Origin of the sequence: Bradyrhizobium sp. CER78, assembly GCF_029846235.1 — a bacterium.
Classification (GTDB): Bacteria; Pseudomonadota; Alphaproteobacteria; order Rhizobiales; family Xanthobacteraceae; genus Bradyrhizobium.
This window is the reverse complement of record NZ_JARVWP010000017.1, coordinates 52,072-75,485: the sequence shown is the minus strand read 5'-3', so window position 1 is coordinate 75,485 and position 23,414 is coordinate 52,072. Positions and strand designations below refer to the sequence as shown.

The following is a 23,414-nucleotide window of genomic DNA, read 5'->3' as shown; positions in this document are numbered from 1 at the left end:
CTCCCCCGCAAGGGGGGAGGGAACCCTTCCGCCGGTGCCTTCCTTACGCGACTGCGTGAGGTGAGCACGCTAGTCGGCTCCCTCCCCCCTTGCGGGGGAGGGTGGGGAGAGGGGTGGGGTGGTCCCGGGCGAGATGGTTGAGACTCAGCCCGAAAGCAGTTCGTGGCGCACGCTGCCCCTACATCCGCATCACCGCCTGCCGGTCGATCTTCCCCGTACCCGTCTTCGGCAGTTCGTCGATGAACTTCACCTCGCGCGGATATTTGTACGGCAGGAGCTTCGTCTTGACGTAGTCCTGCAACCGCCGCGTTGCTTCGGCCGCGTCGAAGCCGCCTTTGTTCATCACCACCACGGCGCGCAGCGTCATGCGGCGGTCGGGCAATTCGGCGGCGTAGACCGCGCATTCGCGGACGTCGGGATGATCGGCGAGGCACAGCTCGACCTCCAGCGGATAGACCCATTGGCCGGAGATCTTGATCAGGTCGTCGGCGCGGCCGCGGAAGAAGTGGAAGCCGTCGCTGTCGCGCATGAAGCGGTCGCCGGTGTAGATCCAGCCGTCCTCGCGCACGGTCTCGGCGGTCTTGTCCGGCCGGTTCCAGTACAGCGGCGTCGCGGAATCGCCGCGCACCCACAAGATGCCTTCCTCATTGTCGCCGACCTCGCGGCCGTCGCTGTCGCGCAGCATGATCTCATAGCCGGGCACGCGCAGGCCCGCGGCGCCGAGCTTCTTCTGCTCAGCGCGGTTGCTGAGATAGACGTGCAGCACCTCGGTCGAGCCGAGGCCCTCGATGATCTCGAGCCCGGTGAGCCGCTTCCAGCCGTTGAACACATCGGCCGACAGCACCTCGGCGGCGGAGACCGCCATCCGCAGCGAGGAGAAGTCGGCAGCATCGGCGCCTTCGGCCTTGGTCAGGGTGATGTAGAGCGTCGGCAGACCGAAAAACACCGTCGGCCGATATTGCCCGATCGCCGCGAAGATCGCGGCCGGCTTCGGCTGGCCCGGCAGCAGCAACGTCGCGGCGCCGACCGAGAAGGGAAACGTGATCGAATTGCCGAAGCCGTAGGCGAAGAAGATCTTCGGCACCGAGAAGCAGATGTCGCCGGGCTTGAGCTTTAGCACATTGCGGGCAAAGGCGCGCTCGCTATAGGCCATGTCGTGCTGCAGATGCACGATGCCCTTGGGACGGCCGGTCGAGCCCGACGAATACATCCAGAACGCCATCTCGTTGCGGTGCGTGTCGGCCGCGTCGAGGTCGTTGGGAAATCCTTGCAGCCAATCGCCGGCGTTGCGTGTCTCGGCGACCGCATGGTCGCCCGCGGGGCCGTTGACCACGACCAGTGTGCGCAGCAGCGTGTCCTTGCAGGCCTCCGCGTTGAAGCGCGAACAGAACTCTGTGTCGGTGACGGCGACCTGCGCGCCGGCATCGCACAGGTAGAATTGCAGCAGCTGCGGCGTCGTCAGCGTATTGATCAGCAGCGGCACGAAGCCGGCGCGGACCGCACCGAAGAATGCCGCCGGATAGGCCGGGGTGTCGTCGAGGAACAGCAGCACGCGGTCGCCGCGCTTAAGTCCCAGTGACTGGAAGGCGTGCCCCCAGCGTGCAGCGTCAGCGCAGAGTTCGCGATAGGTCCGCGTGCCGGCCGGGCCGGTCAACGCCAGCCGCTCGGCATTGCCGTTGCCGAGATTGTCAAACAGGATCCGGCTCGCATTGTAGCGCTCGGGGATCGTAAAGCCGATCTCGCGCGCACCGGGACTATCAGGCGGAACCTGGTCGGCGATCCCAGTCATGAGCGTCCCTTTGCGGCTTCGTAGCGGGCCATGAAGGCGGGCGACATCGCGCGCAGCCGCGCGTCGTCGATCCGGCCGGAGCGGGTGATGTAGCTGTAGGCGAAATCCATCAGGTCGTGCTTCATGTGCGCGGGGAAATGCTCGTACCAGTCGGCGCTGGTCCGCGCCGCGGTGACGAGCTTCTTCACGATCGGCTTGCGCTCGGCCTCATAGCGGGCCAGCGCGGCGGCGATGCCGCTCTCGGTCTCCAGCGCCTTGGTGAGCGCGATCGCGTCCTCGATCGCCAGCCGCGTGCCCGAGCCGATCGAGAAATGCGCCGAATGCAGCGCATCGCCGATCAGCACCATGTTGCCGTGCGACCAGCGTTCGTTCCAGATCCACGGGAAATTGCGCCACACCGATTTGTTCGAGATCAGCTTGTGGCCGTGCAGCGTCGCGGCGAACACGTCCTCGCAGATCGCCTGCGATTCCTCGATGGTCTTGTTGGCGAAGCCGTAAGCCGCCCAGGTCGCCGCGTCGCACTCGACCAGGAAGGTGCTCATGTCCTTCGCATAGCGGTAGTGATGGGCGTTGAAGCTGCCGCGGTCGGTCGCCACGAAAGTCTGCGACAGCGTCGCGAAGGTCTTGGTGGTGCCGTACCAGGCGAATTTGTTGGTCGACTGCGAGACCGACGCGCCGAACGCGGCCTCATGGCCGCGGCGAACCATCGAGTTCAGTCCGTCGGCGGCGACGATCAGGTCGTAACCAGAGAGCTCGTCGACCGATTGCACCACAGTGTCAAAACGCGGCGTGATGCCTGTGCTGCGCACGCGCTCCTGCAGGATCGTCAGCAGCGCCAGCCGGCCGATCGAGGAGAAGCCGACACCGTCGATCTCGACGCTCTCGCCGCGCAGATTGAGCGTGATGTTCTTCCAGCTCTCCATCCGCGGCGTGATGGCGTCGACCGTCTCGGGGTCGTCGGCGCGCAGGAAGTCCAGCGCCTGCTCGGAGAACACCACGCCGAAGCCCCAGGTGGCGCCGGCGGCGTTCTGCTCGAACAGATCGATCTCGGCGTCGGGATGACGCTTCTTCCACAGATAGGCGAAATAGAGCCCGCCGGGCCCTCCGCCAATCACGGCGATCCGCAACGTCTGCCTCCCAGATTGACAGTGTACTTACAATTTGGATCCAGACTAATCGCCCTCTGGCGGGAACGCCAGAGGGAAAATGCGCGCGGCGGCCAAAGCGCGATGGATTAAACCCTCATCGCGCTCTAGATTCCTGTTCAGCATGATCTTTTCGGAAAACCGCTTCGCACTCTACCGGATCATGCTTGTCCGCGTGGAGCCGAAAAGTTCAGTAGCAGCGGCGGACCTTGACCCCGCCGACCCACACCCAGCGGCAGCCGGCAACGACGGGCTTGCGGACGACGACCGCGCCGCGATGGCCGGCGCATCCGGCACGATAGGGGCCGCGTCCGCACACCACGGCGTTGGCGTCGGAGGATTCGAAGGTCATGGTCGCGGCAAACGACAGCAGGGCCGCAGCGATCAGCAATAATAAGCGCATGATATTCCCTCTCCCGGAGTGAGGTATGGTTGGCCTTTGGGTGACAACAAGGTGCTGCGGCTTCGTGCCCGGCACTCGCCGGGCACATGTCGCCTCCGCTTGTGCGGCTATTTCTTTTCGGCTTCGGACAGCACCTTCTTGCAGGCGGGTGTCAGCTTGTCGCTTTCCTTGGCGAGACAGGCGATGATGCGCCCACCGCCGGGCGTCACGCTTTTGCAGAACTTTTGGTAATCGCCCATGCACGCGTCGCGTTGTGCGTTGGTTAGCTCCTGGGCGTAGACAACGGTCGAACCGCAAAGCAGCGCGGCGGTCAGGACAATACGCAGCATTGATCGCTTCCTTTGGTCAGTCGCGTGACAACGGGATTACCGCGCCGCGAACGGCGCCAGCACCTCGCGGCACGCCAGCGAGAGCGAGCCGGCATTGGTTGCGAGGCATTGGACGATCCGTCCGCCGCCCGGCTGGACACCGCCGCAAACCGAGCGGACGTCGGCGCCGCAGGCCGAGCGCAGCACGAACAGCTCTTCGCGCGGCCGCAGCGGCCGCAGCACGATCACCGCCGGCGCCGCAGCCGGTGCAGCCGTCGCCGCAGCACCCGCGGCCGGCGCGGCGCCACCGCCGCCCGCGGCAGCGACCGCCTTCTCGCAGGTCGGCGACAGCTTCGCCTTGTTCTTTTCGAGGCACTGCAGCGCCGGTGCGCCGCCGGTCGGCACGCCCGCGCAGACCTTGGGATAATCGGAGCGGCATGCGCTGCGGATCGCCGAGATCTGCGCACTGGACGGCGCCCCGGCCGCCTTCGGTGCTGCGGCTTCAGCCGCGGGCTTCGCCGCCGCCGGGGATGCTTCAGTCTTCGCCGCGTCGGTCTTGGCTGCCGCAGGCGCAGCGGCCGGCGCTTCCACGGCCTTCACGGCGCTGGCGCAGCCGGGGCCGAGGCTTGCCATGTTCTTCTGCAAGCATTGCAGCGACGCTTCGCCGCCGGGCGGAACGCTGGAGCAATGCGCGATGTAATCGTTGCGGCATTGCGACTTGATGGCGTCGCGCTGCGCCTGGGTCGGCGCCTGCGACAAGGCCGGCGCGGTACTCACGAATGCCGCAAGCGCGAGCCATGCGGAAAGCTTCGTTGCACGTGTCAACGCATCGATCATTTGAATAAGTCCTCTCGTTGCGCCGGAAGCCGCCGGCTCAACTGAACTGCGCTCTGAAATGTCTTGCTGTAACAACCTTCGCGAGCGGCATCATTTTCGCTTTCGAGTTCCGCTGCAAGCGGATTGTTGCTATGGAAGAAGCAGGTTGATTTTTTTGCCACCTACCACGTTTGAGTTAAGTCATTTGAACTGAGGCTCGGAAATGAGGTATGCGCGCGCGTCGGCACATTTCGATCGGAGCAATTTCTTGCGGCTGCGAAATGCGCCCCTGACGCGCATCATCTGCGTCATATCGGCCTTCGTTAGTTTAAGTGCCTGCGAGCAAAACAGTTTTGTTGCGCCGCCACCGCCGAAGGTCGAGGTCGCGCCGCCGGTGCAGCGCGCCATCACGCGCTATCTGGACGCCACCGGAAACACCGCGCCGATCAAGACCGTCGATCTGGTCGCGCGCGTGCAGGGCTTTCTGCAGTCGATCAATTATCAGGACGGCTCGTTCGTGAAGCAGGGGACCACCCTGTTCACCATCGAGCCGGAGACCTACAAGCTGAAGCTGGAGCAGGCGCAGGCTGCCGAAGTCGGCGCGCAGGCGACGGTGAAGCAGGCCGAGGCCGACTACAAGCGGCAGCAGGATCTGGTGCAGCGCCAGGCGGTGTCGCAGGCGACGCTGGAAACCTCGACGTCGACGCGGGACAACGCCCAGGCCAATCTGCAGCAGGCCCAGGTCAACACCAAGATCGCCGCGGTCAATTACGGCTACACCAACGTCGCCGCGCCGTTCGACGGCATCGTCAGCAACCATCTGGTCTCGGTCGGCGAACTGGTCGGCGTGGCCTCGCCGACCCAGCTTGCCACCATCGTGCAGCTCGACCCGATCTATGTGAATTTCAACGTCAACGAACAGGACGTGCAGCGGGTCCGGGACGAGGCGCGCCGCCGCGGCATGACGTTCAACGATCTCAGGCAATTGCCGATCGAGGTCGGATTGCAGACCGAGACCGGTCATCCGCACAAGGGCAAGCTCGATTATCTGTCGCCGACCGTCAATCAGTCGACCGGAACGCTCGCGGTCCGCGGCTTGGTGCCGAATCCGGAGCGCGTGCTGCTGCCCGGCTTCTATGTCCGCGTTCGCGTGCCGATCGACAAGCAGGACAATGCGCTGCTGGTGCCTGACGTCGCGATCGGCAGCGACCAGAGCGGCCGTTACGTGCTGGTCGTCAATGCCGACAATGTGGTCGAGCAACGCAAGGTGACCACCGGAGCGCTCGACGAGGGCCTGCGCGTCATCGAGAGCGGGCTGAAGGCCGACGACCGTGTCGTGACCGCCGGGCTGCTCCGCGCGATCCCCGGCCAGAAGGTCGATCCGCAGATGCAGAAGGGCGACGCGACGCCGGCACCGGCCAAGTGAGGGGCGCGCCATGATCTCGAAATTCTTCATCGAGCGGCCGGTCCTTTCCAACGTCATCGCGATCCTGATGATCCTGATCGGCGGCGTCGCGCTGTTCAATCTCGCGGTCGCGCAATATCCCGACGTGGTGCCGCCGACGGTCCAGGTGACGACGCGCTATCCCGGCGCATCGGCAAAGACCGTGATCGACACCGTGGCGCTGCCGATCGAGCAGCAGGTCAACGGCGTCGAGGACATGCTCTACATGCAGTCCTACAGCGGCGCCGACGGCACCTACACGCTGACGGTGACCTTCAAGATCGGCACCGACCTCAACTTCGCGCAGGTGCTGGTGCAGAACCGCGTCTCCTCGGCGCTATCGCAGCTGCCGACCGCGGTGCAGAACCAGGGCGTCACGGTGCAGAAGCGATCGACCTCGATCCTGCTGTTCGTGACGCTGACCTCGCCGAACAAGACCTACGACAGCCTGTTCCTGTCGAACTACGCCACCATCAACATCCGCGACGAGCTGTCGCGCCTGCCGGGCGTCGGCAACGTCACCGTGTTCGGCGCCGGGCAATATTCGATGCGGGTCTGGCTCGATCCGAACAAGCTGCAGGCGCGCGGGCTGATGCCGCAGGACGTCATCCAGGCGATCCAGCAGCAGAGCCAGCAGGTCACGGCGGGCCAGGTCGGCGCGCCGCCGGCGCCGCAGGGGCAGGCGTTCCAGTACACGCTGAACGTCAACGGCCGGCTCGATGACGCGAGCCAGTTCGAGAACATCGTCGTCAAGACCGGCAATGTCGGCGATGTCATCCGCGTCCGCGATCTCGGCTGGGTCGAGCTCGGTGCGCAGACTTACAGCCAGGTGTTCTCGCTCAACCAGAAGCCGGCCACCGGCATCGGCGTGTTCCTGTCGCCCGGCGCCAACGCGCTGCAGGTCGAGAAGGAAGTGCAGAAGAAGGTGGCGCAGCTCGCCAAGCAGTTCCCGCAGGACATCAAATACGACACGCCGTTCGACACCACCAAATTCGTCCAGGCCTCGATCAACGAGGTCTACCGGACGCTGATCGAGGCCGGCCTCCTGGTGCTGGTCGTGATCCTGGTGTTCCTGCAGGATTGGCGGGCGATGCTGGTGCCGGCGACCACCGTGCCGGTCACCATCATCGGTGCGTTCGCGGCGATGGCCGCGCTCGGCTTCACCATCAATTTGTCGACGCTGTTTGCGATCGTGCTGGCGATCGGCATCGTGGTCGACGACGCCATCGTGGTGGTCGAAGGCGCAGCGCATAATATCGAGCAGGGCATGTCCGGCCATGACGCCGCGATCAAGGCGATGGACGAATTGTTCGCGCCGATCGTCGGCATCACCCTGGTGCTGATTTCGGTGTTCCTGCCGGCGGCCTTCCTGCCGGGGCTGACGGGGCGGATGTACGCGCAATTCGCCCTGGTGATCGCGGCGACCGCACTGCTCAGCGCCGTCAACGCCGCGACCTTGAAGCCGACGCAATGCGCATTGTGGCTGCGCCGGCCGGTGCCGCCGGAGCAGCGCAATTTCTTCTACCGCGGCTTCAACGCGGTCTATGACCGGGTCGAGCGGGGCTATACGCGGATCATTGGTGGCATTGCCGGCCACGCCAAGACCTCGGTCCTCGTCGCGCTGATCCTGATTGGAATCGCCGTCTACGGGCTGTCACGGGTGCCGACCGGCTTCATCCCGATCGAGGACCAGGGCTACCTGTTGGCCGCGGTGCAGTTGCCCGATGGCGCCGCGATCGATCGCACCCAGCGGGTGCTCGACCAGGTCACCGAGATCGCCCGCAAGACGCCGGGCGTCGAGCAGGTGGTCAGTATCGCCGGCATCTCCGCGCTCGACAATTCGTCGAGCCTCGCCAATGCCGGTGTCGCCTATGTGATCCTGAAGGACTGGGATTCGCGTGGCCCCGGCGAGGATCTGCGCTCGCTGGTCTACGGCCTCAACGACCGGCTTGCGGTGATCCCGGAGGCGCGCATCCTGGTGATCCCGCCGCCGCCGATCCAGGGCATCGGCAATGCCGCCGGCTTCGCCATGCAGGTGCAGCTGCGCGACGGCAATGCCGACTACGGCAAGCTGCAGGCGGTCACCGGCGCCGTCGTCAGCAACGCACAGACACAAAGCGCGCTGCAGCGGGTGCAGTCGTCGTTCCGCTCGATGGTGCCGCAGTTCGACGTCCAGGTCGACCGCGTCAAGACCGAGACCCTGCACGTCACCACCGACCAGATCTTCTCGACGCTGTCGTCCTATCTCGGCGCGAGCTACGTCAACCAGTTCACCAAGTTCGGCCGCACCTTCCAGGTCTACACCCAGGCCGATGCGCAATACCGGCTGACCTTGCGCGACATCCAGAACATGATGGTGCGCAACAGCAACGGCGACATGGTCCCGCTCGGCACGGTGGCGAACATCACGCCGTCGGTCGGCCCGTCGCTGATCAGCCTCTACAACCTCTATCCGTCGGCCACCATCATCGGCCTGCCGTCGCAGGGCTACAGTTCCGGCCAGTCGATGACGCTGATGGAGGAGATCGCCGCGAAGACGCTGCCGCCGGGGACCGGCTATGAATGGACGGCGATGTCGTACCAGGAGAAGGAGGTCGGCAGCCAGATCTACTTCGTGTTCGCGCTGGCGCTGCTCCTGGTCTACCTCGTGCTCGCCGGACAATATGAAAGCTGGTACGCGCCGATCTCGGTGATCCTGGCGGTGCCGCTGTCGCTGCTCGGGCCGATGCTGGTGCTGACCTCGCTCCGGATCGAGAACAACCTCTACACCCAGATCGGCACCATCCTCTTGATCGCACTGTCGGCCAAGAACGCGATCCTGATCGTCGAGGTCGCACTCGAGCATCACATCCGCGACGGCAAGCCGGTGCTGGACTCGGCGATCGACGCCGCCCGCGCCCGGTTCCGGCCGATCCTGATGACGTCGTTCGCCTTCATCCTCGGCGTGCTGCCGCTGGTGATCGCAACCGGCGCCGGCGCCAACGCCCGCAAGTCGATCGGCATCACCGTGTTCTCCGGCATGATCGCCTCGACCTGCCTCGCGGTGCTGTTCGTGCCGGCGTTCTTCGTCGTGGTGCAGAACTTCGAGAACTGGCGCAAGGCGAAGAAGGGCAAGGCGCCCGGGCCGCAAGCCGCGCCGCAGCCGTCAGGCACGGCGCATTAGCCCCGAGCACCTACCTATCCCCGTCACCCCCGCGCAAAGGCTTCGCCTTTGTCGCTGGAGGAGGCCGCAAAGCGGCCGTCTCGAAGGGTCGACGGCCCCGAGCCGGGCCGTCCATCCTTCGAGACGCGCTACGCGCTCCTCAGGATGACGGGGATGGCATCGTGCTTGCCCCCTACACCTTCACCATGCGCTTGCCGCGGTTTTCGCCGGCGAGCAGCCCGATCAGCGCCTGCGGGGTGTTCTCGATGCCGTCGATGACGTCTTCCTGAACCTTGAGCTTGCCCGAGGCGACCCAGGACTGCAGGTCGGCGAGCGCGGCGTCGCGCTGGTCCATGTAGTCCATCACGATGAAGCCCTGCATGACGAGCCGCTTCACCACGATCAGGCCGGGCACGCCGCGCGGGCCGTGCGCGGAGGGGACGCCGTCATATTGCGAGATCGCGCCGCAACAGGCGATCCGGCCGCGGTTGTTCATCTGGGAGAGGCAGGCCTCCAGGATGTCGCCGCCGACATTGTCGAAATAGACGTCGATGCCCTTCGGTGCCGCTGATCGCAGCGCCTTGTAGGTGGCGCCGTCCTTGTAGTCGACGGCGGCGTCGAAGCCGAGCTCCGACGTCAGCCAGTGGCACTTGTCCTTGCCACCGGCGATGCCGACCACCCGGCAGCCCTTGATCTTGGCGATCTGGCCGACGATCGAGCCGACCGAGCCGGCGGCCGCCGACACCACCACGGTCTCACCCTCCCTGGGTTTGCCGACATGGAGCAGGCCGAAATAGGCGGTCAGGCCGGCGACGCCATAGACGCTGAGCAGATGCGTCATCGGCTCGAGCTTCGGCATCTTCGCCAGGTGCTTGGCGGGCACGGCGGCGTAGTCCTGCCAGCCGGTGTCGCCGAACACGATATCGCCCGGCTTCAGGCCGGGGTCGTTAGACGACACCACTTCGGCGATGCTGCCGCCGGCCATCACGGTGTTGGCTTCGACCGCAGCGCGGTAGGTGGCGCCGTGCATCCAGGCGCGGTTGGCGGCGTCGAGCGAGATGTAGCGCGTTCGCACCAGCGCCTCGCCGTCCTTCGGCGCGGGGATCGTGCCCTTGGTCAGGCGAAAATGCTCGGGGCCAAGCTTGCCGGTCGGCTTTTCAACTAGCAGGATCTGGCGATTGACGGTGTCGTTCATTGTGGTGTCTCCCCCTCGCGTTGGTCGTTTCGCATGCAGTTTGACTGCGACGCGCGCAGCTCAGTGCACAGATTGTGCGCTGCATGAACGCTAGTCCCCACGCTGGCATTCCACAACGGGAACAGATTGGCAAAGTCCCGCCGGAAGCGAAGCGTGTTGCGTAGCTGCGTAAATCTGCCACACTTGCCTTTCGCCGGGAACTTACGGGGGTAAGAGAATGTCGAACAGGTTTACGCAGTACATCCTGATTGCGATGGTCCTTGGCATCGCGATGGGGACGATCGTCTTCAACTATTTTCCTGACAGCCGCGCCGAGATCGCGGCCGACGTCAACCTGATCGCGATGCTGTTCCTGCGCCTGATCAAGATGATCATCGCGCCGCTCGTCTTCGCCACCCTCGTCGGCGGCATCGCCCATATGGGAAGCGGTGCCAAGCTCGGGCGTATCTTCGCCAAGACCATGGGCTGGTTCGTCTCCGCCTCCTTCATTTCGCTGCTGCTCGGCCTCGTGATGGTCAACCTGCTGCAGCCCGGCGCCAATTTCCCCGGCACACTGCCCGACAAGACCCAGTCCACCGGCCTGCCGGTCTCGGCGTTCTCGATCGAGAAGTTCCTGACCCATCTGATCCCGACCTCGATCGCGGATGCGATGGCGCAGAACGAGATCCTGCAGATCGTGGTGTTCGCGGTGTTCTTCGCAGTCGCACTCGGCGCCATGCCTGAGCGGGCCAAGCCGATCATGAGCCTGATCGACGACCTCGCGCACATCATGCTCAAGGTCACCGGCTATGTGATGCTGTTCGCCCCGCTCGCGGTGTGGGCCGCGATCATGGCGACCGTCTCGAAGAACGGCCTCGGCGTGCTCTGGAAGCTGATCGTCTTCATGGGCGGCTTCTATCTGTCGCTGCTGATCCTGTGGGGCATCCTGGTCGCGGTCGGTTTCGTCGTGATCGGGCCACGCTACAGCCATCTGCTGCGGCTGATCCGCGAGCCCCTGATGATCGCGTTCTCGACCGCCTCCTCGGAGGCGGCCTACCCGAAGACGCTGGAGGGGCTGAACCGGTTCGGCGCCTCCTCGCGGATCTCGGCGTTCGTGCTGCCGCTCGGCTATTCCTTCAACCTCGACGGCACGATGATGTACTGCACCTTCGCGAGCATCTTCATCGCGCAGACCTACCACATCGAAATGTCGCTCGGCACCCAGCTCGCGATGCTGGCAACGCTGATGATCACCTCGAAGGGCGTGGCCGGCGTGCCGCGCGCGTCGCTGGTGGTGATCGCCTCGACGCTGTCGCAGTTCGGCATCCCCGAGGCCGGCTTGTTGATGATCATGGGTATCGACACCTTCCTCGACATGGGCCGCAGCGCCACCAACGTGATCGGCAACTCGCTGGCCACCGCCGTGGTCGCGAAGTGGGAGGGCGAGCTGAAGGCCGAGCACGAGCTCGGGCCCGACGATGCCGTGCCGCAGGACGCGGTGCCCGGCGCCGTGATGGCCGGCCATTGACGGGAGGGATGCATGCATCGCGCCCGCTGGAGGCCGATCCGGGCTGAGAGGCCTCACCTGTCGACATGCCTGCTGTCAGCGTGTCTGCTCGCGGCAAGCCTGCTCACCGGACCGGCCACCGCTCAGCCGGCGGGCGAGGGGCTCAGCCCCACGCTCGCCAACATCAAGGCCACGCACGCCGTGCGGATCGGCTATCGCGAGAGTTCGCCGCCGTTCTCGTTCCTCGACCACTCCAACCGGCCGATCGGCTACAGCCTCGAGCTGTGCGATGCGATCGTCGACGAGATCGGGGCCGAGGTCGACGATGCCAACCTCAAGATCGACTATGTCAAGGTCACCTCCGACGACCGCATTCCGGCGGTGGTCGACAAAAAGATCGACCTCGAATGCGGATCGACCACGGCGAACTCGGAGCGCGGCAAGCTGGTCGCGTTCTCGCCGCTGATGTTCGTGGCCGGCACCAAGCTGATGGTGCCGAAGGCTTCTACCGTCAACCAGGTCGCTGACCTGAAGGGCAAGACCGTGGTGGTCACCAAGGGCACCACCAACGAGCAGGCGATGCACAATGTCGACGCCAAGCAACAGCTCGGCCTCAACATCGTCACCGCAGGCGACCACGAGCAGTCTTACCAGATGCTGGTGGACGGCAAGGCGGATGCCTTCGCGACCGACGACATCCTGCTCTACGGCCTGATCGCGCGGCACAAGTCGCAGGACAAATTCCGCGTCACCGGCGACTATCTGTCCTACGATCCCTACGGCATCATGTACCGCAAGGGCGAGCCGCAGATGAAGGACGTGGTCGAGCGCGCGTTTCGCAAGCTCGCCTCGAACCGCGACATCGTCCCGCTCTACAACAAATGGTTCGTCGCCCGCCTGCCGACCGGCGAGAAGCTCAACGTCGCGCTGTCACCGCAGCTCGAAGAAGCCTTCAAGGCGCTCGACGATTCGGCGGGCGGCGCGAACTAGAGCCTGATGAGATTAGGTTGAGCTGGAACGGCGTCGAAGATTCACCTCTCCTTTGGGAGAGGTCGATTTGCGCAGCAAATCGGGTGAGGGGTTACGGTCTATCGAGAGAGCAAGAGCCCTCACCCGGATTGCTTCGCAATCCGACCTCTCCCCAACGGGGAGAGGTGAACCGAGACCGCGCCAAACCGATTCAACCGAAACTCCCGCCTTAGTCTCGAACTTCGACCTCTCCCCAAGTGGGAGAGGTCGAAAGCACGGCGCCGCTTCGTTCATCGCCAATAGCGATACCGCAGATCCAGGCACTGCCGCACCCAGTATCCATTCACATGGATCAACTGGCATGGGCTCGGCGGCGGTTCCTTGATGATCGGATATCCGTGGATGTCGATATTCGTCGGGGCCGTGACGCCGCGCCAGAACACGGCGTTGGCGGCCGGAGGATTGAAGGCGGCGGCGAACGCCGTGGCTGCGAGGAAGCCCAAAAGGAGTTTGCGCATAAATCTGTATCCGGATCGATTAATACGCATCAGCGTACTCCCTTGAGCCGGAGGAGCAAGCCGCTGAATGGATCAAAATGGCGGAGTGAATTTTGCTGCAAGTGCCGTCGCCGCGCGCGCGTAGCCGCCGTGGACCGCCATGCAGGCGAGGGCGACGATGCCGACCGCCGCCAGAACAACCATGACCTGGAAAAGCGCGCGTCCAAGGATCGCTCCCATCAAGACTCCATCGGTCCGGCGGGGATCTTGCTTCGAGTTTCCACGCGCCGCGATCTCTGGAGCATCATCGGCAAGCGAGATTGCGCTGTTGCAGTCTGCGAGCTCGTCGCTTCGCCGGCTAATGTCGCTTCGCGACAAGCCGATCGACCTGCTGCTTCAGCGCTGCTTCCATTTCGGAAATGATGTCGTGCGGGAGGCGTGCGCCAACCGGATCAGCCGTCTTCTGCTCCATCGTCTGACGCCGCACGACCTGAGCATGGCGTTCGAGGGCGTGATCTTCGACCAGTCGTCGGGAGGACGGATAGCCTGGCGCGCCAGCCGTCGCGTCGGCCCTGGAAGGTTCGTCAAAATCCTGATCCGGCTGTCCGGCGTTCTTCATGCGTTTTGCCTCCTGGCACGACTTCCTTTCCTCGAGCCCGAGCGATTCGGCTCGCCGCACGTCAATGACTCCGACATCTAGAAAGTTGTTCCGGACGGAACTTCGAAACATCCGGTGGAACAGTCAGTCATCGAGACTGGAACCAGAACCATAAGCGTTCTCGATCATTAACTTTGGTTGATGACTGTGGTTGATCGTTGGAGGTTGCCATGGGTTACGCGAGGCTAGTTCGGCAGACCGCAATTGTGGTCGAAGACGATACAATCCAGCGCGATATGATTGCGCTGTTGCTGGAAGAAGGTCACTTCGACGTCATCCAATGCGAAGACGCAGAGACGGCAGCGCTGGCCATCAAGATGCGTCACCCGTCGCTGGTGGTCACCGACGTCAAGCTCACGGGCAAAATGAGCGGTATCGAGCTCGCACGTTTGGCCCTCGATTGCGATCCAGGCGTGCGCGTGATGGTGATCTCAGGCCTGCCCTCGGTCGGCGCTCTGCCTGACGGCGTCAAGTTCTTTGCAAAGCCGGTTTATCCACCGGCGCTGCTGCGGGAGCTCGCGCTGTAGCGCGTGGCGCTTACGCGAACACGGCGTCCAGCGCGGCGGAATACGCCGCCTCGACCAGCGCTGGATGGCGGCGGCCCAGTGCCTCCATCTTCACACCCGAATTCACCTCGAGGACCTTCCACGCGCCATCGGCACGGACGACGTCGACGGAGGCGAAGCGGATGCCGACGGCTTGCGCGGCCATGGTCGCGAGCGCAATGCAGGCGTCGCGTGTCGCGGCATCGGTGAGCAGCACCGGCTCGGCGCCGGCATCGAGGTTGTGCCGCCAGTTGAGCAGCAGTCGTTCGCCGGCCGGCGGAATGGCGTCGAGCGCGGCGGCGTCGAAATCCTCAGTCAGGGTCTTGAGCTGCTCCGCCGTCGCGGTCGCCTGCGCTAGCGCGCGGAGTGAATGGATGCCGTCGCCGACCACCATTGGGCGCGTCTTGCCGTAGACGATCAGCGCGCGTGCATCGAGCAGCACCACGCGCACCTCGTCCTCGATCGCGACATAGGGCGAGATCGCAAGGCTCGGATGCGCGGCAAGGACGCGCGCCACTGCGGTCTCCAACTGCGTGCGCGTCGTGACGCGGAAGACGAGCTCGCCGGATGTCCCCTCATTGGGTTTGACGACGAGCCCCTGCGGATGCGCGTCGAGCAGACGCTGCATCGCGTCCAGCGAGTCCGATCCCGGAATGTGCTTGCTGAGCTTGCCGCCGAGAAACAGCGTATGCGGAATGGCTGATACGCCAGCCGATGCCAGCACTTCGGCGCAGGCCGATTTGTCGTTGGCGACCTGATGCGCGACCGCGCTGTTCAGCCCGATGTCGTAGCCGATCGCGAGCCGCTGCTCGCTGCCCCTGGTCATGATGACCAGCCAGCCGCCTGACCGCACCTCGACCGCTATGGAGCGCGCCAGACAATATTTTTTGATGGTTTCCAGGAAGATTCGCTGGCTGATCAGGACCACGAGATCATTTTCCCTTCGCCGCGGTTTTCGTGGCAATTAATTGCCAGATCGGTGCTGATCTCAGCAAGTAAATTACGTGCAGCACCGCGTGTTAACGATGTCGTGGCTGAACCTCTGCGCGAAATCGAACGACTGCCATTCTGAGATCGCAATTGCACGCCAGTTGATCTTGACTATCTCATGCATTGGCGCAATGGACACGCGAGATCTTCAGTGATTTCGGCCACTTCTGCGCCGTCGTGAGCAGTCTAAGCATGACCCGGAAAAGTGGGCACCGGTTTTCCGAACAGGTCATGCGTCAATAGAATCAAACCATTCTAAATCTGGTCAGTCGAGAAAACGAAAACACATGAGCGCGTTCTATCGAGAGAAAGTTCTTTCCGTTCAGCACTGGACCGATACGCTTTTCAGCTTCCGGGCGACCCGCGATTCCGGTTTCCGCTTCCAGAATGGGCAGTTTGCCATGATCGGCCTCGAGGTCGACGGCCGGCCGCTGCTGCGCGCCTATTCGATGGCGAGCGCCAATCACGAGGAAGAGCTCGAGTTCTTCTCGATCAAGGTGCAGGACGGCCCGCTCACCTCCAAGCTGCAGAAGATCCGCGAGGGCGACACCATCCTGGTCGGCCGCAAGGCGACCGGTACGCTGATCACCGACAACCTGATTCCCGGCAAGCGGCTGATGCTGCTGTCGACCGGCACTGGCCTTGCGCCGTTCGCGAGCCTGATCAAGGACCCCGAGGTCTATGATCGCTACGACCAGATCCTGCTGGTGCATGGCTGCCGCCAGGTCTCCGAGCTCGCTTACGGCGAGGAGCTGGTCGCCAAGCTGCGTGACGACGAGCTGTTCGGGCCGCTGCTGTCGGAGAAGCTGTCGTACTATCCGACCGTGACGCGCGAGCCGTTCCGCAACCGCGGCCGCATCACCGACCTGATCACCTCCAACCAGCTCTTCACCGACCTGCATCAGGGCCCGCTCGACATCGAGACCGACCGCATCATGATGTGCGGCAGCCCGGCGATGCTGGAAGAGCTCAAGCAGCTGTTCGAGACCCGCGGCTTCAAGGAAGGCAGCGGCAACACCCCCGGTCACTTCGTGATCGAGAAGGCGTTCGTCGAGCGGTAAAACGGCGCGCGTTGAAATTGTCGTCCTGGCGAAGGCCAGGACCCATTACCACCATTGTCCATTTGACGAAGGCTGGGGCCCCACCGGCTCCAGCTTTTTGCATTCGTGGTTATGGGTCCCGGCCTGCGCCGGGACGACGATGGTGTTTGTGGTGCGCACCAATCCCCCACTGCTATAACCCACCCCAACGCCGCGCAGCCCTTTCCGAACGCGGCGACCCTGGGAGCCGCAGCTTGTCCATCACCGATCTGGATGCACCGAAGACCGCCTTTGTGTTTGCCGGCGGCGGTAGCTTTGGCGCGATCCAGGTCGGCATGCTGCAGGCACTTGCGGCGCATGGCGTCGTCGCCGACATGGTGGTCGGCTCCAGCGTCGGCGCATTGAACGGCGCGTTCTATGCCGGCGACCCGACGGTCTCGGGGGTGGCGCGGCTGGCCGAGATCTGGCGCGGCCTGAACCGGCAGGACGTGTTTCCGGTGACCTGGCGGACGCTGGTGAGCTTCCTGTGGCGGCGCGACTTCCTGATCCCGCATGACGGCGTCCGCAAGCTGATCGACGACTACATCCCGTTCCGCAATCTCGAGGATGCGCGGATGCCGATCTATATCGTCACGACCGACATCATCAGCGGCGACAGCGTCGTGCTGTCGGAAGGCTCCGCCGCCGAGGCGATCGTGGCCTCGACCGCGATCCCCGGCGCGTTCACGCCGGTGCACTACCGCGATCGTTTCCTCGCCGACGGTGCGATCTCCAGCAACACGCCGGTCCGCGTCGCCGTGAAGCATGGAGCAAAACGCCTGATCGTGCTGCCGACCGGACACGCCTGCGCCAACCAGGAGCCGCCGGTCGGTGCACTCGCCAATGCGCTGCATGCGCTGACGCTCCTGATCGCGCGGCAGCTCGTCAACGAGCTCGAGAATATCGGCTCAGATGTCGAGTATTTCGTCGTGCCGCCGCTCTGCCCCCTGGTCGGCTCGCCCTACGATTTTTCCCGAACCGCCGACCATATCGCACGCGCCCTCGACACCACCAATGCGTGGCTTGCCAGCGATGGCCTGAGACCGGGGCACATCCCGCACGAATTGCAGCCGCACGACCATTGAGGGGTCTGCCTCTTATCTCGCCCCGCTTGCGGGGAGAGGTCGGAACGCATGTAGCGTAGCGGAATGCGATCCGGGTGAGGGGGACTCTCCGCGAACGCAACTGCCACCGTCTGTGTGGAAGCGGCCCCTCACCTCAACCCTCCAAGAGCGAGTTGCGCCCGTCTCGACCCCGCACGAGCCGGGCGAGGGAGCAACAAGGGACCGTCGCGCACCTTCGTTGCACTGCAGCGGCGAGACCGCGGCACCCGCACCCGCCCATCCGGGCGGTTGTCACATCTGTGACTGCTCGGCCGTATAACCGTAGTGCACTTGTTCCGCGAGTTGGATTAGGCTCACCCGCCGACAGGGTATTCCAGGCAGACCGGAGGATTCCATGGACACGCTGCTGCTTCCGTTCTCGCCGCGCTTCATCGTGCTGACGATCTGCGCCGTCGTCACCGTGCTCCTGCTGGTGGTTGGAATTTTCGACCACAAGGTCTTCAAGATCATCCTGATCCCGCTGGTCATCTTCGGAGCGCTGACACTGCTCGGCATCCGCGACTTTACCCAGAAGAACCACGCGGTGCTGCGCAACTACCCGATCTCGGCGCATGTCCGCTTCCTGCTCGAGGAAATCCGCCCGGAGATGCGGCAGTATTTCTTCGAGAGCGAGAAGGACGGCATGCCGTTCTCGCGCGACACCCGCGCGGTGGTCTATCAGCGCGCCAAGATGGTGCTCGACAAGCGGCCGTTCGGCACTCAGGAGGATGTCTACCGCGAGGGCTACGAGTGGATGCACCATTCGGTGGCGCCGAAGCCGCGTGCCGATGAGAAATTCCGCATCACCATCGGCGGGCCCGATTGCACCAAGCCGTATTCGGCCTCGGTGTTCAACATCTCGGCGATGAGCTTCGGCGCGCTCAGCCCGAACGCGGTGCGGGCGCTGAATGCCGGCGCCAAGAAGGGCGGCTTCGCCCACGACACCGGCGAGGGCGGCGTCAGCCCCTATCACCGCGAGATGGGCGGCGACATCATCTGGGAGGTCGGCTCCGGCTATTTCGGCTGCCGCAACCGTGACGGCACCTTCAATCCGGACCTCTTTGCAAGCGTCGCGGGCGACGACCAGATCAAGATGGTCGAGCTCAAGATCAGCCAGGGCGCCAAGCCCGGCCATGGCGGCGTGCTGCCGGCCGCGAAGGTCTCCGAGGAGATATCCAAGATCCGCGGCGTGCCGATGGGCGAGGACTGCATCTCTCCCGCCTATCACAAGGCGTTCTCGACGCCGATCCAGATGATGGAATTCGTCGCCCAGATGCGCAAGCTGTCCGGCGGCAAGCCGGCCGGCTTCAAGATGTGCATCGGCCATCCCTGGGAGTTCCTGGCGATCTGCAAGGCGATGAAGGAGAGCGGGCTCTATCCCGACTTCATTGTGGTCGACGGCAATGAGGGCGGCACCGGCGCCGCGCCGCTCGAGTTCATGGACCATTTGGGCATGCCGATGCGCGAGGGCGTCAACTTCGTCCACAACGCGCTGATCGGGATCGGCGCGCGCGATCGCATCAAGATCGGCGCGTCCGGCAAGATCGCCACCGCCTTCGACATGGCGCGCGCGATGGCGATCGGGGCCGACTGGTGCAATTCGGCGCGCGGCTTCATGTTCGCGCTCGGCTGCATCCAGTCGCTGAGCTGCCACACCGATCGCTGCCCGACCGGCGTCACCTCGCAGGACCCGATCCGCAACCGCGCGCTCTATGTGCCGGACAAGATCGAGCGCGTGTACAACTACCATCACTCGACCTTGCACGCGCTGACCGAGCTGCTCGCCGCCGCCGGCCTCGAGCACACCAAGGAGCTGCGCCCGATCCACTTCTCGCAGCGGAGCTCGACTACCGAGGTCAGCACGTTTGCCGAACTCTATCCGACGCTGCGCCCCGGCGAGCTGCTCGAAGGCACCCAGGATCGCCGCTTCCGCGACGCCTGGGCGATGGCGCGCGCGGACTCGTTCCAGCCGGCGGGGTAGGGCGTCCCACTTACGTCGGCGCGCCGAACCATCTGGTCAGCGCTTCGGTGAGCCCCGTCCGGGTGCCGTCTCCGACCCATGCCACGTAGCCGTCGGGCCGGATCAGCACCGCGGTCGGCGCCGCAACCGTGCCCATCGCCGGAAGCTCCCACGCGCCGGCGTAATCGGCGTCGACCAGCTGAACCCGGTCGGTCCATCCCGCGATGTCGATGCTGCCGGGCTCGCCGAAATTCAGCAGAACGGGCCGCGCCTGATGCAACAGCGCGAAGACCCGGCGCGGGCCGTCGGCGGTGACGAGGTCGAGATCGGGCATGCGGCGTCCGAGCAGCGGATGGCCTTCGCCGAGATCGTAGCTGACGTCGAGGCCCGACATCATGGCGGCGAAGCATTTGCGCGGCTCATCCATGCACAGCAAGTCGGAGACGATCTCGTTCAGCGCCTTGCTGCGCGCATCGGTGCGGCTGAGCGCGACGTGCGCCATGGTGTTGCGCAGCACGCGGGCCGCGACCGGATGCCGTTCGGCCTGATAGCTGTCGAGCAGGCTGTCCGGCGATGTCAGCTTGACCACCTGGGCGAGCTTCCAGCCCAGATTCACCGCATCCTGCACGCCGATATTGAGGCCCTGTCCGCCCATCGGCGGATGCACATGGGCGGCATCGCCGGCCAGCAGCACGCGCTGCTTGCGGTAGGTCACGGCCTGCCTTGTCATGTCGGTGAAGCGCGAGATCCAGACCGGATTGTGGATGCCGAAATCGGTGCCGTACGCGACGGCCAGCGCCTCGCTGACGTCGCGCAAGGTCGGCTCTCTTTCGGTGCCGAGCTGCCGTTCGGTCAGCACGACCCGCACCCGGCCGCTGTCCTCCACCTTGCCGATCGCATAGGTGCCGGTGTCGTCCTGGCGAAAGCCCCATTGCGGTTCGCTGGACATCTCGGCTTCGGCGATCAGCCAGCTCCTGGTCGGATCCCATCCGGCGAATTCGATGCCGGCCGCCTTGCGCACGACGCTCCGGCCGCCGTCGCAGCCGATGAGATACTGCGCCCGGAGCCGGCCGTCCGCCAGTTCGACATCGACGCCGGTGTCGTCCTGCGCAAAGCCGGTCACCTCGCGCTCGCGATAGATCGGCACCGCGAGCTCGCTCACCCACTCGCCGAGAATGCGCTCGATATGGGTCTGGAACAGCCCGAGCGTGAAATTGCGCCGGGTCGGAAAGTCGGTGATATCAAGCGGAACCAGATGCGAGTGGAACAGCACCGCGGGATGGCGCGTCCCCCGCGAGACGAATCGATCGCCGATGCCGCGCTGATCGAGCACCTCGATGGTGCGCGCATGCAGGCCGCCCGCCCGCGAGCCGATCAGGTCCGCTCTCGCGCGCCGCTCGACGACAGCGACATCGATGCCAGCCAGCGCCAGCTCGCCCGCCACCATCAGCCCGGTCGGACCTCCTCCGGCAATCACCACTGCATGTTCCCGCATCCCGCACTCCTTTGTTCGATTGGGCGCGCGTTCTACGGGATGACCCCAGGCTTGCGGCAAGCCCGGGGGGTCTACATATATCTGAGTGGGGAGAGGGCGTTTTGTCGCTCGAACCAATTCAAAACATCATTGCGAAGACCGGCGCGGCAAACTCGCTGTCATCCCGGCGCAAGCCGGGACGACGGTTAGAGGTAGCAGCCCTAGAACTCCCCGTGCAGACGGCCGGAGAAGATGTGCACCGGGCCGCGGTCGGCGTTGTAGGCGGGGTTGGCGATGAACTGATAGTCCGCGGTCATCGTGAAGTGCTTGTTGACCGAATAGGCGTAGTAGCTCTCGAAGATGCCTTCGTTGCGGTAGTTGAGCGCGCCGTCGCCGATCAACAGGCCGGTACCGCCGGCGGCGAGGAAGTCGCGATGCGAGGCGGAGAGCCCGTTGATCGCACCGCCGATGCCGATCGTGTCGTCCGGCCGCCCCCATCGGCTGCCCTTGATGGATACGCCGCCCGACAGGCTGCGGTCGACGTCGGTGAACGACAGGATCTCGTTCTGGCCGTCGTTCCAGCTCAGGCGACCGAACACGCCGACATCGGTCACGATCTGCTGCTCGGCGTTGAGGTAGAAGCCGTATTTCAAATTGTCCTTGCGGATGCCCGCCATCACGGCGTTGATGTCGAGCGTCGGGTCGGCGGCGACCATGCCGAGCGCCTGGCTGTAATTGCCGGTGAAGCCGCGATTGCCGAACACGCCGACGCGGAGTTTTCCGGGCTGATCGAAGACCGAGTAGCGGCCTTCGAATTCCACCACAGCACCGCCGGTCTTGAAGGTCAGGACGTCGCTGTTCGGCGCATCCGGCACCTGGAACAGCCCGGCGCGTACCGCCCAATCCTTGCGGTTGAGCTCGGCCACGGCGCCACGGGTATAGCCGGGCAGATCCGCCGGGAAGTCGTAGGCAGCCGACGCCCACATCGCCCAGTTCATGAAGTCGGCGCGCGGGTCCTTGGCGTAGGAGTTGCCGTCGAAGAAATCGCCGATCGCGAAGCGGCCGACGATCAGCGTCAGGCGATCGATGTCGCGCTTGCCCGCGATCTGGTTCGGGCCGTCGGGGACATCTTCCTGTTCGCCGCCGAAGCCGAACGTCTGCTTGATGTAGTAGCGCTGCGGCCGGATCCTCGGATATTCGGCGCCGGCCTTCTGGGCTTCACCGTTCGGGAAGCCGGCAATGCCGAGCGTGCCGTTGAGGCCGAAGCCCTGCGCGGTCTCCGGGTTGAAGTAGAGCTCGCCACCTTCCCACAGCTTGACGCCGAGAAAGGCGGTCGTGGTCCAAGTCTGCTGCGCCTGTCCTCCTGCCGGAAGGCTGTTGGTGCCGCTATAGGCTGAACGAATCGCAGGGTAGCCCTGTCCGATCAACGTCGTCTGCCCGTGGATCGACCAATTGTCGGATTCCGGCAACCGCGGCTGGGTCGGCGTCGCCGACCACGGCGAGTCGCCGAGCTGGTAGTTCAGGCCGAACTTCAGCAGATGCAGGCGCGGGTCCATGGTGACGCCGGGCATGCCGAAATCATTGAGCCCAAGCGTGCGGCGCGAGAGGTCGACATACTCATATTCGATCTTGGCGGTCCAATTGCCGCTCAGCGCGAACTCGGCGCCGACGCCGGCGGTCCATCCGGTCTGGTACTGCCCAGGTTCGGAGACGACACTGCCCGAATCGTCATTGACCCTGACCTGGGTGTGTCCCCACGCGAAGCCGCCGGTGACATAGGGCATCCAGGTGCCAAAGCTGTAACCGGCGCGGCCGCGCACGGTGCCGACATAGTCGATCGAGGCGTTGAAGGGGCCGAGCGTGCGCCGCGGCAGATCGACCGGGCTCACGAACGTCGCATCGGTCTCGACGCCGAGCACGAAGCGGTTGGCGAACTGGTGATTGTATCCGACCTGGAAGCCGCCGACCCCGCCCGTGACACTGTGCGGAAAGAAGACCGCCTGAAGGGGAAGCGGATTGGTATCGGGGCCGAGGCTGCCGTCGCCATAGCCGACATGGCCGCCGACGTAAAAGCCGGTCCAGTTGTAAACCGCCGTGTTCACGGCCGGTGACTTGACGGCCATGTCGGCCGCGGCCGCGGGCGTGCCCAAGGCTGCAGCGCCGAGCGCTGCGCCGGCGGCGATCCGGGCCCGAAACAGGCGGACGCAGGTCATGACACGGCGTTCCCCGACGCGCGGTTGGAGGTATTCCCTGCCATCACTGCAGATTTGGCGGCCACTCGCCACCCGAGATTTGAAGTCATCGCCCGCCGTCCCCGGTCCGATCTGCATCGTTCCATCCAATGCCAGACCAGCAACTAACATCCCCCATTCCTTATTGCAAATGGTTCGCAAGAGCAACTGAGACTCGCC

At 64.6% G+C, this 23,414-nt stretch carries 20 protein-coding genes; 8 read left to right on the top strand and 12 right to left on the bottom strand.

Annotated elements, in window-relative coordinates; all coding sequences use genetic code 11:
- Positions 1-178 precede the first annotated feature (178 nt).
- The 5 genes from QDT69_RS29285 to QDT69_RS29265 form a co-directional block, all read right to left on the bottom strand.
- A complete protein-coding gene (locus QDT69_RS29285) occupies positions 179-1,789 on the bottom strand; it encodes a benzoate-CoA ligase family protein (protein WP_279709945.1) in 1,611 nt (536 codons plus the stop codon).
- Positions 1,786-2,916 carry an FAD-dependent monooxygenase gene (locus tag QDT69_RS29280; protein ID WP_279709944.1) on the bottom strand — a complete coding sequence of 377 codons (1,131 nt, stop codon included), beginning with the start codon at positions 2,914-2,916 and terminating at the stop codon, positions 1,786-1,788. The genes QDT69_RS29285 and QDT69_RS29280 overlap by 4 nt, the downstream gene beginning before the upstream one ends.
- A gap of 208 nt (positions 2,917-3,124) precedes the next feature.
- On the bottom strand, positions 3,125-3,337 hold the full coding sequence (locus tag QDT69_RS29275; RefSeq protein ID WP_279709943.1) for a hypothetical protein: 213 nt from the start codon (positions 3,335-3,337) through the stop codon (positions 3,125-3,127).
- Positions 3,338-3,444: 107 nt separating this feature from the next.
- The gene (locus QDT69_RS29270) at positions 3,445-3,666 is read right to left on the bottom strand and encodes a cysteine rich repeat-containing protein (protein WP_279709942.1); all 222 of its coding nucleotides are present in this window, start codon (positions 3,664-3,666) and stop codon (positions 3,445-3,447) included.
- 36 nt (positions 3,667-3,702) lie between these two features.
- Complete coding sequence (locus QDT69_RS29265; protein WP_279709941.1) at positions 3,703-4,482, bottom strand: cysteine rich repeat-containing protein; 780 nt, start codon at positions 4,480-4,482, stop codon at positions 3,703-3,705.
- A 247-nt stretch (positions 4,483-4,729) separates the two neighbouring features.
- Between QDT69_RS29265 and QDT69_RS29260 the strand changes: the two genes are divergently transcribed.
- Together QDT69_RS29260 and QDT69_RS29255 are read left to right on the top strand one after the other, a co-directional pair.
- Positions 4,730-5,887, top strand: a complete 1,158-nt coding sequence (locus tag QDT69_RS29260) for an efflux RND transporter periplasmic adaptor subunit (protein WP_279709940.1) — start codon at positions 4,730-4,732, stop codon at positions 5,885-5,887.
- Positions 5,888-5,897: 10 nt separating this feature from the next.
- Positions 5,898-9,068 (top strand): multidrug efflux RND transporter permease subunit, encoded by a 3,171-nt coding sequence (locus tag QDT69_RS29255; protein WP_279709939.1) that lies wholly within the window; start codon positions 5,898-5,900, stop codon positions 9,066-9,068.
- A 172-nt stretch (positions 9,069-9,240) separates the two neighbouring features.
- On the opposite strand, the gene QDT69_RS29250 is transcribed toward QDT69_RS29255, so the two are convergent.
- Positions 9,241-10,242 (bottom strand): NADP-dependent oxidoreductase, encoded by a 1,002-nt coding sequence (locus QDT69_RS29250; RefSeq protein WP_279709938.1) that lies wholly within the window; start codon positions 10,240-10,242, stop codon positions 9,241-9,243.
- A 217-nt stretch (positions 10,243-10,459) separates the two neighbouring features.
- On the opposite strand from QDT69_RS29250, the gene QDT69_RS29245 reads away from it, so the two are divergent.
- On the top strand, positions 10,460-11,749 hold the full coding sequence (locus QDT69_RS29245) for a dicarboxylate/amino acid:cation symporter (protein ID WP_279709937.1): 1,290 nt from the start codon (positions 10,460-10,462) through the stop codon (positions 11,747-11,749).
- Between the two features lie 12 nt (positions 11,750-11,761).
- Positions 11,762-12,718, top strand: coding sequence for an amino acid ABC transporter substrate-binding protein (locus QDT69_RS29240; RefSeq protein WP_279709936.1), 957 nt, complete (start codon positions 11,762-11,764; stop codon positions 12,716-12,718).
- Between the two features lie 269 nt (positions 12,719-12,987).
- Here QDT69_RS29240 and QDT69_RS29235 read toward each other — a convergent pair whose 3' ends face one another.
- The 3 genes from QDT69_RS29235 to QDT69_RS29225 all read right to left on the bottom strand — a co-directional run bounded on the left by QDT69_RS29235 (position 12,988) and on the right by QDT69_RS29225 (position 13,813).
- Positions 12,988-13,215, bottom strand: coding sequence for a hypothetical protein (locus tag QDT69_RS29235; RefSeq protein WP_279709935.1), 228 nt, complete (start codon positions 13,213-13,215; stop codon positions 12,988-12,990).
- Between the two features lie 72 nt (positions 13,216-13,287).
- On the bottom strand, positions 13,288-13,434 hold the full coding sequence (locus QDT69_RS29230) for a hypothetical protein (RefSeq protein ID WP_279709934.1): 147 nt from the start codon (positions 13,432-13,434) through the stop codon (positions 13,288-13,290).
- 118 nt (positions 13,435-13,552) lie between these two features.
- Positions 13,553-13,813: a hypothetical protein gene (locus QDT69_RS29225; protein ID WP_279709933.1), complete on the bottom strand. Its 261-nt coding sequence runs from the start codon at positions 13,811-13,813 to the stop codon at positions 13,553-13,555.
- Between the two features lie 209 nt (positions 13,814-14,022).
- Here QDT69_RS29225 and QDT69_RS29220 point away from each other — a divergent pair, with 209 nt between their 5' ends.
- Positions 14,023-14,379, top strand: a complete 357-nt coding sequence (locus tag QDT69_RS29220) for a response regulator (RefSeq protein WP_279709932.1) — start codon at positions 14,023-14,025, stop codon at positions 14,377-14,379.
- Between the two features lie 10 nt (positions 14,380-14,389).
- Here QDT69_RS29220 and QDT69_RS29215 read toward each other — a convergent pair whose 3' ends face one another.
- On the bottom strand, positions 14,390-15,325 hold the full coding sequence (locus QDT69_RS29215; RefSeq protein WP_279709931.1) for a RimK-like protein: 936 nt from the start codon (positions 15,323-15,325) through the stop codon (positions 14,390-14,392).
- A gap of 349 nt (positions 15,326-15,674) precedes the next feature.
- Here QDT69_RS29215 and QDT69_RS29210 point away from each other — a divergent pair, with 349 nt between their 5' ends.
- From QDT69_RS29210 to QDT69_RS29200, 3 genes are all read left to right on the top strand, one after another.
- Positions 15,675-16,448, top strand: a complete 774-nt coding sequence (locus tag QDT69_RS29210; RefSeq protein WP_024581583.1) for a ferredoxin--NADP reductase — start codon at positions 15,675-15,677, stop codon at positions 16,446-16,448.
- A 233-nt stretch (positions 16,449-16,681) separates the two neighbouring features.
- Positions 16,682-17,551, top strand: coding sequence for a patatin-like phospholipase family protein (locus QDT69_RS29205; protein WP_279709930.1), 870 nt, complete (start codon positions 16,682-16,684; stop codon positions 17,549-17,551).
- A gap of 373 nt (positions 17,552-17,924) precedes the next feature.
- Positions 17,925-19,550, top strand: a complete 1,626-nt coding sequence (locus QDT69_RS29200) for an FMN-binding glutamate synthase family protein (protein ID WP_279709929.1) — start codon at positions 17,925-17,927, stop codon at positions 19,548-19,550.
- Between the two features lie 10 nt (positions 19,551-19,560).
- On the opposite strand, the gene QDT69_RS29195 is transcribed toward QDT69_RS29200, so the two are convergent.
- Both QDT69_RS29195 and QDT69_RS29190 read right to left on the bottom strand, forming a co-directional pair.
- On the bottom strand, positions 19,561-21,024 hold the full coding sequence (locus QDT69_RS29195) for an FAD-dependent monooxygenase (RefSeq protein WP_279709928.1): 1,464 nt from the start codon (positions 21,022-21,024) through the stop codon (positions 19,561-19,563).
- Between the two features lie 200 nt (positions 21,025-21,224).
- A complete protein-coding gene (locus QDT69_RS29190) occupies positions 21,225-23,216 on the bottom strand; it encodes a carbohydrate porin (RefSeq protein ID WP_279709927.1) in 1,992 nt (663 codons plus the stop codon).
- Between the last annotated feature and the right edge of the window lie 198 nt (positions 23,217-23,414).